This window comes from Mesorhizobium sp., from assembly GCF_005063415.1.
GTDB lineage: Bacteria > Pseudomonadota > Alphaproteobacteria > Rhizobiales > Rhizobiaceae > Mesorhizobium.
On the sequence record NZ_SUEG01000168.1, the window covers coordinates 1 to 10,392 of the forward strand.

Sequence of the window (10,392 nt, forward strand, 5' to 3'; positions counted from 1 at the left end):
CCGCGGTAGAAATTATGCTGCCCTGCCAGTGGCCCATCGGCAGCGTCGATCCGGTAGAGCGCAAGCAGAAAGCCGGCCAGCGAACGGGCGAACTCAGTGAGATCGGCAATCAGTTCACCAGCCGCCGGCCGGCCGCGAAGCCAGCGATAGACGGACCAAGGCCATGGATAGCCTTCCCCGGGCGCGCCTTTGGCCAGCGGCACGGGTATCGGCAGAGGCAGATGAGGCGCCAGGCGGGGCAGCCAGCGATGCTCCTTCTCGACCTGGGCAACATAGGCGGCAGCGCTCGGCAGCCGCACCGACATGCTGTCGCCCAGCCGGAACGTGCGGTTGTCCCAGCCGCCAGGCTCGACCGGCTCTACCGGCAGGTCCGCCCATTTGGGGAACTGCGCGACAATCAGCCGGCGAACAAGTGCGGCATCTATCGGCATGCCTGGTGTTCGTTCATCGTGCGGCATCGGGCTTGCTCAGATCTTCTGGATAGCCGGCGGTCCATCTTTTTGTTTTTCGCATTCTTGCGGCGCCAGTGATTTCACTTGGCTGCAAATGCTCTAAGCTTTGCGTTCCCAACGCCGGTCGGGCGTTTGCTGCCAGTAGGTCACGGTGTGGCCGGCCTCCTTCATTGTCTTCCAGTGCGTGCGTGCCGCCTCTAGCTGGGCTGCATCGTGGCCGTCGAACAGGAACACGGCGCGCTGGTAGCCGCCAAGCTCCGGCGGCACCGCTCCATCGACCAGGAAGCGTATCTGCGCCTGGTTCGGATTGTCGGGGCCGACGGTGAGAAGCACCGGCTGCTCGGCGGGATGGGCTTCGCGGTCCGTTGCGTGGGCCAGGAACGAATCGTCCCGGAAAGTCCACAGATGCTGATCCAGCGCGTCGCGCCGTTCCTCGGTGCCGGTCTGCACGACGGCGCGCCAGCCACGATCGATACTGCGCTCCAGGAGGCCGGGCAGCGCATCCTCCAGCGTCGATTCGGTCAGGTGATAAAACAGAATCTCGGCCATGCGTTCAGTCTACATTGTCGGAGTCCGCCCCAGCCGCTCATTGCTCGTAATGATCGCGCACCAGCCGGTCGAGCAGCCTGACGCCGAAGCCGGAAGCCCATGACTGGTTGATCTCGTTGGAGGGCGCGCCCATCGCGGTGCCGGCAATGTCGAGATGCGCCCAGGGCGTGTCCTTGACGAAGCGCTGCAGGAACTGCGCGGCGATGATGGCGCCGCCATGGCGGCCGCCGATGTTCTTCATGTCAGCATTCTTGGAATCGATCAGCTTGTCGTATTCGGCGCCGAGCGGCATGCGCCACACCCGCTCCTGCGTCGCCTGTCCCGCCGCCGTCAGCCGGTCCGCCAACTCGTCATTGTTGGAGAACAGGCCGGCATAATGCTGGCCGAGCGCGACCATGATGGCGCCGGTCAGCGTCGCCAGATTGATCATGAATTTCGGCTGGAAGCGGTCGTTGCAGTACCACAGCGCATCGGCCAGCACCAGGCGGCCCTCGGCGTCGGTATTGAGCACTTCGATGGTCTGGCCCGACATCGAGGTGACGATGTCGCCCGGTCGCTGAGCGTGGCCGTCGACGGCATTTTCAACCAGCCCGACGATGCCGACGACATTGACCTTCGCCTTGCGCGCGGCCAGCGCGTGCATCAGCCCGGTGACGGCAGCAGCGCCGCCCATGTCGCCCTTCATGTCCTCCATGCCGGAGGCCGGCTTGATCGAATTGCCGCCGGTGTCGAAGGTGACGCCCTTGCCGACGAAAGCGACCGGGCTTTCCTTGGCCTTGCCGCCGTCCCACCGCATGACCGCGATGCGGGCGCCACGCGGCGAACCCTGCGCTACGCCCAGCAGCGAACCCATGCCGAGCTTCTTCATCTCCTTCTCGGCCAGGATCTCGATCGTGACGCCGAGCGCCTCCAGCTCAGCGATGCGGGCGGCGAATTCCACCGGTCCCAAAACATTGGCCGGTTCATTGACCAGATCGCGCGCCAGCAAGACGCCGTCGATCACCGCCGCTTCATCGGCGAAGGCCTTCTTTGCAGCTGCCGGATCGGCCGTGTGAATAGTCACCTTGACCGGCTTTTTTGGCTCGCGCTTGTCGTCACCATTGTTCTTTTTGGTCTTGTACTTGTCGAAGGAATAGCTGCGCAGCAGGATGCCCGCTGCAAGCTGAACGGCTTGCCTGCCGCTGACGGCCGCACCGGGAAGATCGAGCACGACGGCCACTTCGGTTGCCTTGCGAAAAGACGCGGCAATCGTGCCGCCGAGCTTCAGCCAACCGTAATCATCGAGATTGGAGCCCTTGCCGGCACCGACCGCCACCAGCCGCTCCAGCGATGTCCCTTCCGGTGCCAGCACTTCGACCAGGCTGGCGAATTTGCCGGTGAAGTCGGCGACCGGAAAAGCCCGATCGAGGGTCTTTGCCGGATCGCAAGCCCTGGCGGCATCGCTGAGGCCGCCCTCGTCGGCCACCAGAACGAAAACGCTGCCCTTTTTGGGCGCGGCGAATTTGGCGAAGGCGATCGAGGGTCTCGAATTCATGATGTCCTGCTTTCGGGAAGTGCGTTGGATTATCGCGGGAGGCGTTCGATTGGGCAGATCGGACCGAAGGTGCCGTGTTGTTGCGTCAGTGAGCGGCGGGTTGAAACAGCTCGATGACATTGCCCGATGGGTCTTCGAGCAGGGTCTGGGAACCGCCGACGCCCGTTATGATATCGTTGCGAAAGACAAGTCCAGCACTCTTGAGGCGCGCAACCTCTTCTTTCAGGTCCGGAACCACCAACAGGATGCGGTTCCAGCCTCCCGGAACCGGCTGCCGGCCATCCGGCATCGCCCGTGCACCCGAACTGCCGGGTCCGCTTAGAAGGAGCCGTAAAGCGCCGCGTGTGACGGAAGCAAAAGCCGGTCGCGCGTCCTGTTCGACGGCGAAGCCAAAATGTCCACAGTAGAAGTCGATCGAGGCGGCGACATCATCGACCATGTAGCGAATGCTGACTGGCGTCATGATCATTGACCTTTCGGTTCGAGCACGTTTCGACAAGGCGTGTCTATTGCGGGTGGAACAGTCGGCATAGTCCTGCTCATTATCGCTGCTTGACAATCCGCGCCGCTATCGCCCTGGCCTGAATGCGGGCATTGGCGAAACAACCGCGAATGCTCGGCCGCATGCCGGCAAACCACAGGCCGGGCAATTTCGGATCGGCATCGCCGCCGTTGAAAAGCGGAACGCCCTTGCCGTCGAGAACGCCGAGCTTGCCGACCATCTGCTCCAGACCGGTGCGATAGCCGGTCGCTGCAATGACGATGTCGGGCGTGATCAACCTGCCGTCATTCAGTATGATGCCGTCTTGGGTAAATTCCCGCAATGGTGGCACCACCACGATCGTACCTGCCTTGATGGCGCGAACCGCGCCGTCATCGGCTGCGATCGCGGTGTAGTCGGCGCTCAGACGGCTCGCACCGCCTATGGGAGCCGGCGGAAGCCCAAATTTCGTCAGGTCGCCGAAAACCAGGCGCTGGGTTGTCGCCATCACCGCATCGGCAATCCGCATCGGCAAACGCGCCATGACAGGCGAAAGCCTGTGGACGGCGATCTTGCCGATGCGTTTCGGCAGCAGCGAGGGGCCGTTGCGGGCCGACAGCCAGATGCTTTGGGCGTCTGCATTCGCAAGATGATTGAGTGCGTCGAACCCCGAATTGCCGGCACCGACCACCAGCACCTTTTTGCCGGCATAGTCCTTCGCCTTGCCAAAATCGGCCGAATGGATAATTCGGCCGGCAAAATCGGTCATGCCTTTCCACGCAGGAATAAACGGCTGCCGGTCGCGCCCGGTGGCGACGACGACATGGCGCGCCAGACGACGTCCGGCGTTCGTCCGCACGGTCCAGTGATCGCCATCGAACGTGATCTCTTCAACGGCAACGCCGAATGCGACTGGCAGACCATGCGCCTGGCTGAAATCGTTCAGATGGCGAATGACGGCCGATTTATGCGGAAAAGCCGGGGTGCCTGCGGGATAGCCGACGCCGGGCAGCGTCGAGAGATCGCGATGCGTATTGAGGTGCAGCCGCTGGTGCCGCCGATGCCAGGGTTCGGCAAGCCGGCTCTCCTTTTCCAGGACGAGCGTCGGTACGCCGGCCTTCACCAAGGCGTGGGCGGCGGCAAGGCCGGCCGCTCCGGCGCCGACCACGATCGCGCCGTCAAAGACGGTTTCCCGACCGGTTTGACCGCGCAATTTTTCCGCTTCCATGCTGGGGCTCAACAGATCCTGACCCGTCTTATCACGTCGCCGCGGTCGCGACCGGCGCGACATTTGGTCGTTTTGCCGCATTTGACAAGACTTTGGCCGAAATCGCTCCCATATGCGATATCGAACCATCTACGATTCGTCGCGGCACGGCCCCGCTTCCCGCCGCAACCTGTTGTTAACCAACAATGTTCGCCCTTTCTTATCCATTGCCGCCGACACTCCGGCCCAGCGGAATTTGCGATACGGGACGGAACCCAGATCGAACCGCCAAACTGAGCCAGTTGTGCAGCCGGCGCCGGACGACTACCTTGTTCCAAGGCATGATGCCGTTCGAAATCGCCGAGAAAAGCCTTCATGAAGGTCGTTGAACGTTACATCATGCGCCGTGCTTTCGCGGTATTCGCGCTGGCGCTCGTCTGGACGCTGGCGATCGTCTGGACGACTCAGGTGCTCGCCCGCATCGACCTCGTCACCGATAGCGGTCAGTCGGCCCTCACCTTCTTCGAAGTCGCAGCGCTGATCATCCCGACGATCGTTCCGATCGTCGTGCCGTTCGCCCTGGTGGTCGCGGTCGCTCAGATACTCAGTGTGATGAATTCGGATTCGGAGCTGGCCGTCATCAATGCCGCCGGCGCTTCACGCTGGACCATCGTCAGGCCGATCATGCTTCTGGCGCTCGCAGCCAGCGTTTTTTCGTTCGCCGTCGACAATGGCGTCGACCCTTACGCACGCCAGAAGAACCGCGAATTGATTGCGTCGTCGCGTGCCGATCTGTTGTCGTTGATCATCCAGGAAGGCACCTTCCGCAAGATCGATGACGGCCTGTTCCTGCAGGTTGGCGAACGGCTTCCCGACAATCGCCTCGGCGGCATCTTCGTCGCCGATTCGCGCGAAGAAGGCGTCAATCTCGTCTATTATGCCAAGACCGGTAGCATCATCGAACGCGGCGACGAGAAGGTGCTGATGATGAATGACGGCGTCATCCATCGCAAAACCATGACCGGCGACCTCTCGGTGATCCGGTTCACCTCCTATGCCTTCGACCTGTCCGCTTTCATGTCGGCCTCATCTGACATCTTGCTTTTGCCGAAGGACCGGACGACCCAGTATCTGCTCAATCCCAGTCCGAACGACAAGCTGTACCAGCAAAAGCCGAACAGGTACCTGGCCGAGCTCAACCAGCGTTTTTCCGAGTGGTCCTATTCGCTCGTCTTCGCGCTGATCGCGCTTGCGGTCGCCGGAGATGCGCGCTCGCATCGCGAGGCGCGTGTGCACCCGCTGATCACGGCAATCGCGATCGCGCTGTTCGTGCGCTGGCTCGGGTTCTTTGCCGCCGGCAAGGCCGACAAGGTGCCGCAATATGCCTATATGGTCTACGGCGTCCCGATCGTGGCATCGGCGATCGCCATCTGGTTCATTGTTTCCAACCGGACCATGGAACTGCCGGTTGCCTGGGCCGATTGGATAACCAATCTTGCCGGCCGCTTCAGTGACGGCTGGAGCGCCATCAAGCTCCGTTTTGCCAGGCGTGGCGCATCCGGACAGGGGGCCGGCTGATGGGCTGGACTCTGGGTCGGTACTTCTTCTTTCGCTATGTGACGATCACCATCTGGTTCTTCATCGGCCTCTTGGCGCTGGTGTTCCTGATCGATTTCACCGAGCTTTCCGGCCGCACGACCGGCGTGCCGGGCTTCACCTACGCAACTGCGTTCGCCATTTCGGGGCTCAGGATGCCGATGATCATGCTGCAGACGGTGCCGTTCGTCGGCCTGTTCTCGGCGATGGCGACGTTGGTGTCGCTCAACCGCAAATATGAATTGGTCATCGCCCGTTCCGCCGGCGTCTCTGCATGGCAATTCCTGCTGCCATGCTGCATCGGGGCGCTGCTGTTTGGAGCCTTGTCGGTTGGCGTCATCAATCCGATAGCCGCGCACGCCTATTCCTGGTCCGAGGAGATCGAGACCCAGCTCCGTTCGGGCAAGTCGAACAGCGTCTCGGCTGATGCCGCGCCCTGGATCAGGCAGAAAACCAACTCCGGCGACACCATCATCGGCGCGCGCGCCATTCTCAACCAAGGCCTGGAGATGGCCGACGCGGTCTTCTTCAGCTTCAGCCCGCAAGGCGACATCATCGAGCGCAAGGATGCGGCGCGCGCCTTTTTGCGGGACGGCTACTGGGAATTGCAGGACGTGAAGGTGTTCCGGGACGGCACCATCCAGTCGTTACCCAGCGATCGGCTGCCGACCAATCTCAAGCCGGAATTCGTGCAAGAACGGTTGGCGCGCCCTGAGACCATTCCCTTCTACGATCTGCCCGGCAAGATCGAGGTGGCCCGCTCCTTCGGCCTCAAGGCAAATGCCTTCGCCATGCAATTCAATTCCCTGATTGCGCTGCCTTTCCTGCTTGTCGCGATGACGCTGATTGCGGCGACGGTATCAATGCGATTTGCGAGGATGGGACAGTCGGCAACGATGATTCTGGGTGGCATCGCGGCCGGCTTTCTGCTTTATGTCGTTTCGGTGCTGGTCAAGGCATTCGGCGTAGCGGGATTCGTACCCACTGCCGTAGCGGCTTGGGTCCCGGTTGTCGTGGCTATGTTCTTCGGGGTGACATTCCTGCTATACAAGGAAGACGGCTAGTGAGGGAGGCGGTTTTGCGCAGCCATAGGCACGCCGGTTTGGCACGCCTCTCTGCGGCGAGCGCCTTGGCATGCCTGCTTGCCAGCGTCGCCCCGGTTGCTCCGGCTTTTGCCCAGGACGTCAGTGACCTGGCAACGAAGGTTCCGAGCGGCACGCAGATGCTGCTGGCAGCCGATACGCTGGTCTACGACAACGATAAGCAGACCGTGACGGCCGTCGGCGGCGTCCAGATCGACTATGGCGGCAACCGTCTCGTCGCCCAGCGGGTCGAATACAACCGCAATACCAAACGCCTCGTCGCCAGCGGCAATGTCGAGCTCGTCAATAGCGACGGCACCAAGATCTATTCGCAGCATGCCGACATCACCGACGATTTCGCGGACGGCTTCGTCAACGCGTTGCGTGTCGAGACCATAGACAAGGCGTATTTCGCCGCCGAAAGCGCGGAGCGCATGGGCGGCGTGCTGACGACGTTCCACAATGGCGTCTACACCGCCTGCGAGCCGTGCGAGGACAAGCCCGACAAAGCGCCGACCTGGCGTATCAAGGCCAGGAAGATCATCTGGAACGGCGAGAAGAAGACGGTTCGCTTCGAGAACTCGAATTTCGAGTTCTTCGGCTTTCCGCTGGCCTATCTGCCGGCTTTCGAGATCGCCGACCCAACGGTCAAGCGCAAGAGCGGCTTCCTGATCCCCGGCGTCGCCTACAAGAGCGATCTCGGCGTCGGTGTTAAAGTCCCTTATTATTTCGCGCTCTCGCCGACCTACGATCTCACTGTCACCGGCAGCGGCTATACCAAGCAAGGTTTCCTCGGTGAGGCCGAGTGGAGGCAGCGCTTCAACAACGGTCAGTACAGCCTGAAGATTGCGGGCATCCGGCAGGAGAATCCCGACGCCTTCATCGACGACAATGGCCACAACGTGAATTCGGGTACCGAAGGCGACCCGAACAGGTTCCGCGGCATGATGGGCACCCAGGGCCAGTTCGCCATCAACCCGCGCTGGGACTTCGGCTGGGACATCCTGCTGCAGAGCGACAAGAATTTCGCGCGCACTTACGACATCGATGGCTTCAACGATAGCGTGCACCGCTCCGAGGTGTACCTGACGGGGCTCAACGATCGCAATTACTTCGATGTGCGCGCCATGCACTTCGACGTTCAGGAAGACACGCTCGCCAGCGATCCGACCGCACGCGCCGCCAAGCAGCCCTGGGTGCTGCCCTCGCTCGACTACGCCTATATCCCCGACATGCCGGTGGCCGGCGGGCAGCTGTCGTTCGACGTCAACGCGCGGGTCATTGACCGCGACAGGCTCGATACGGCTCTTGCAAACTCAGGCATTCCTTCGTCCGTCAACAACGTCCGCGGCATCGACGGTCAATCCGGCCGCCTTACCGCGGAAGCCGAATGGAAGCGCACCTTCACCACCGATGGCGGGCTGCTGCTGACACCACTCCTGGCGCTGCGCGGCGACGCCGGCTACGTCAACGCCTCCTCGGCCTCGCTCGACGCCATCAACCAGATGGCGACCAATCTCGGCGTCGAGGACGATATGCGTTCATCGCTTGCCCGCTACATGGCGACCGCCGGCCTTGAGATGCGCTGGCCGGTGCTGTTTTCGATGACCAGTTCCAGCCATGTCTTCGAACCGATGGCGCAAGTATTCATGCGTCCGAACGAGCAATATGTCGGCGGGCTGGCGGTTCCCAACGAGGACGCCCAGAGCTTCGTCTTCGACGCCACGACGCTGTTCGAGCGCGACAAATTCTCGGGCTATGACCGCATGGAAGGCGGCACACGGGCAAATGTCGGGCTGCGCTATTCCGGCGCATACGACAATGGCTGGGGCACCAATGCGGTGTTCGGCCAGTCCTACCAGCTCGGCGGCCAGAACTCGTTCGGCACGCCGGACCTGGTCAATGTCGGCGCCTATTCGGGCCTTGAAACTGCAACCTCCGACTATGTCGGCCTTGTCGGCTTCAACAGTCCCACCGGGTTTTCCGGCTCGGTCAGTGGCCGTTTCGACGAGCAAAGCTTCGAGATCCGCCGCGCTGAGGTAAAGGCCGCCTTTTCAGGCCTGCCGATATCGCTGAGCGCCAAATACGCTTTCATCCAGGCGCAGCCGCTTTATGGGTTCTCGACCGATCGCCATGAAGTTACGCTCGGCGCCTCGACACATCTTGCCGAGAATTGGCGCGTCTTTGGCACCGGCACGTATGATCTGGAGCAGAGCGTTCTGGTCAAGGACGGGGTCGGCTTTGCCTATAGTGATTCGTGCTTTACCTATTTGATGACGTTTTCGGAAAGACGTGACCTGAACACCAAGGAAGTATCGCAGAACGTCGGCTTTAACCTGTCGTTCCGCACGCTCGGCGATTTCGGCTCGTCGCAACGCTCCATCGACACCATTCAATAACGGGCAGCGGTCGGCAACGGGGCGGCTGGCGGACGACATTGTTTCGCCGCATAGAGCAGGCACGAATTTCGGCGGCCTGAACTGGGATAGGTTGGGCCGAATCGGGATGGAATTGGGATGCTTTCGATGAGGAAATACCTCTTTTCGGCAGGGTTCGCCCTGCTGGTGGCGTTCTCGATCACCGCAGTGACGCGGCCAGTTTTCGCCACCGAGATCAAATACGTCGTCAACAATATACCGATCACCACCGGCGACATCCAGCATAGGGCCGCTTTCCTGCGCCTGCAGCACAGAAAGGGCGATGCCGGCCAGGAAATGATCGACCAGACGCTGCGTCTGGCCGAAGCCCGGCGGCTCGGCATCCGCATCAGCGACGCGCAGGTCGATGCCGCTTATCAGCGTTTCGCCACCAGCAACAAGATGCCGCTCAAGCAGCTTGACGGCGCGATGGCGCAATCCGGCGTCACCAAGGAGCATTTCAAGGACTTTATCCGGGCGCAGATGGCCTGGAACCAGGCGCTGACCGCGCGTCACCGTTCTAGCGACGGCGGCGGCGCCATGGGCGAGCAGGACCTCGTCAAGCGCATGCTCGAAAAAGGCGGTAGCAAACCGAGCGCCACAGAGTACATGTTGCAGCAGGTCATCTTCGTGGTGCCGGCCGCCGAGCGAAGCGCGACGCTGGCCAAGCGCAAACGCGAAGCCGACGCCATGCGCGCCCGCTTCAACGGCTGCAACACCACGCGCGAATTCGCCAAGGGCCTGATCGATGTCACCGTTCGCGATCTCGGCCGGGTGTTGGCGCCGCAATTGCCGGCGGACTGGGCCGAGCAGATAAAGGCTACAAAGGTCGGCGGAGCCACCACGACCCGCGAAACCGACCGCGGTGTCGAATTCATCGGCATCTGCTCGTCGCGCGAAGTGTCAGACGACAAAGCCGCGCAGATGGTGTTCCAGAGTGAAGGTTCGAGCGACAAGAACGCCGACGAACTCTCGAAGAAATATGTCGAGGAGTTGCGGAAGAAAGCCCGCATCATCGAGCGCTGAAGGCGCGATCGCCGTGCCTGACGCAGAGCTTCCGCTGGCGTTGAGCGT

The 10,392-nt window shown here is 61.8% G+C and carries 9 protein-coding genes; 4 read left to right on the plus strand and 5 right to left on the minus strand.

The genetic code is table 11. The features are described 5' to 3' along the window. The 5 genes from E5W70_RS27815 to E5W70_RS27835 form a co-directional block, all read right to left on the minus strand. Window positions 1-431: phosphotransferase (locus E5W70_RS27815; RefSeq protein ID WP_292664493.1), on the minus strand; the 431-nt coding region annotated here is incomplete at its 3' end. 120 nt (window positions 432-551) lie between these two features. Continuing rightward, on the minus strand, window positions 552-1,001 hold the full coding sequence (locus tag E5W70_RS27820; protein ID WP_023719810.1) for a DNA polymerase III subunit chi: 450 nt from the start codon (window positions 999-1,001) through the stop codon (window positions 552-554). A 37-nt stretch (window positions 1,002-1,038) separates the two neighbouring features. Next, complete coding sequence (locus E5W70_RS27825; RefSeq protein WP_292664495.1) at window positions 1,039-2,535, minus strand: leucyl aminopeptidase; 1,497 nt, start codon at window positions 2,533-2,535, stop codon at window positions 1,039-1,041. A gap of 85 nt (window positions 2,536-2,620) precedes the next feature. Next, entirely contained in the window at window positions 2,621-3,004 is a 384-nt protein-coding gene (locus E5W70_RS27830) for a VOC family protein (RefSeq protein ID WP_292664497.1), read from the minus strand. Window positions 3,005-3,077: 73 nt separating this feature from the next. Next, window positions 3,078-4,244: an NAD(P)/FAD-dependent oxidoreductase gene (locus tag E5W70_RS27835; RefSeq protein WP_292664499.1), complete on the minus strand. Its 1,167-nt coding sequence runs from the start codon at window positions 4,242-4,244 to the stop codon at window positions 3,078-3,080. 354 nt (window positions 4,245-4,598) lie between these two features. Between E5W70_RS27835 and lptF the strand changes: the two genes are divergently transcribed. The 4 genes from lptF to E5W70_RS27855 all read left to right on the plus strand — a co-directional run bounded on the left by lptF (window position 4,599) and on the right by E5W70_RS27855 (window position 10,344). Next, a complete protein-coding gene (gene lptF, locus E5W70_RS27840; protein WP_292664502.1) occupies window positions 4,599-5,801 on the plus strand; it encodes an LPS export ABC transporter permease LptF in 1,203 nt (400 codons plus the stop codon). After that, window positions 5,798-6,883 (plus strand): LPS export ABC transporter permease LptG, encoded by a 1,086-nt coding sequence (lptG, locus tag E5W70_RS27845; RefSeq protein ID WP_292664508.1) that lies wholly within the window; start codon window positions 5,798-5,800, stop codon window positions 6,881-6,883. The genes lptF and lptG overlap by 4 nt, the downstream gene beginning before the upstream one ends. Further along, complete coding sequence (locus E5W70_RS27850; protein WP_292664504.1) at window positions 6,883-9,300, plus strand: LPS-assembly protein LptD; 2,418 nt, start codon at window positions 6,883-6,885, stop codon at window positions 9,298-9,300. The genes lptG and E5W70_RS27850 overlap by 1 nt, the downstream gene beginning before the upstream one ends. 117 nt (window positions 9,301-9,417) lie before the next feature. Beyond that, window positions 9,418-10,344 carry a peptidylprolyl isomerase gene (locus E5W70_RS27855; RefSeq protein ID WP_292664506.1) on the plus strand — a complete coding sequence of 309 codons (927 nt, stop codon included), beginning with the start codon at window positions 9,418-9,420 and terminating at the stop codon, window positions 10,342-10,344. Window positions 10,345-10,392: the final 48 nt, after the last annotated feature.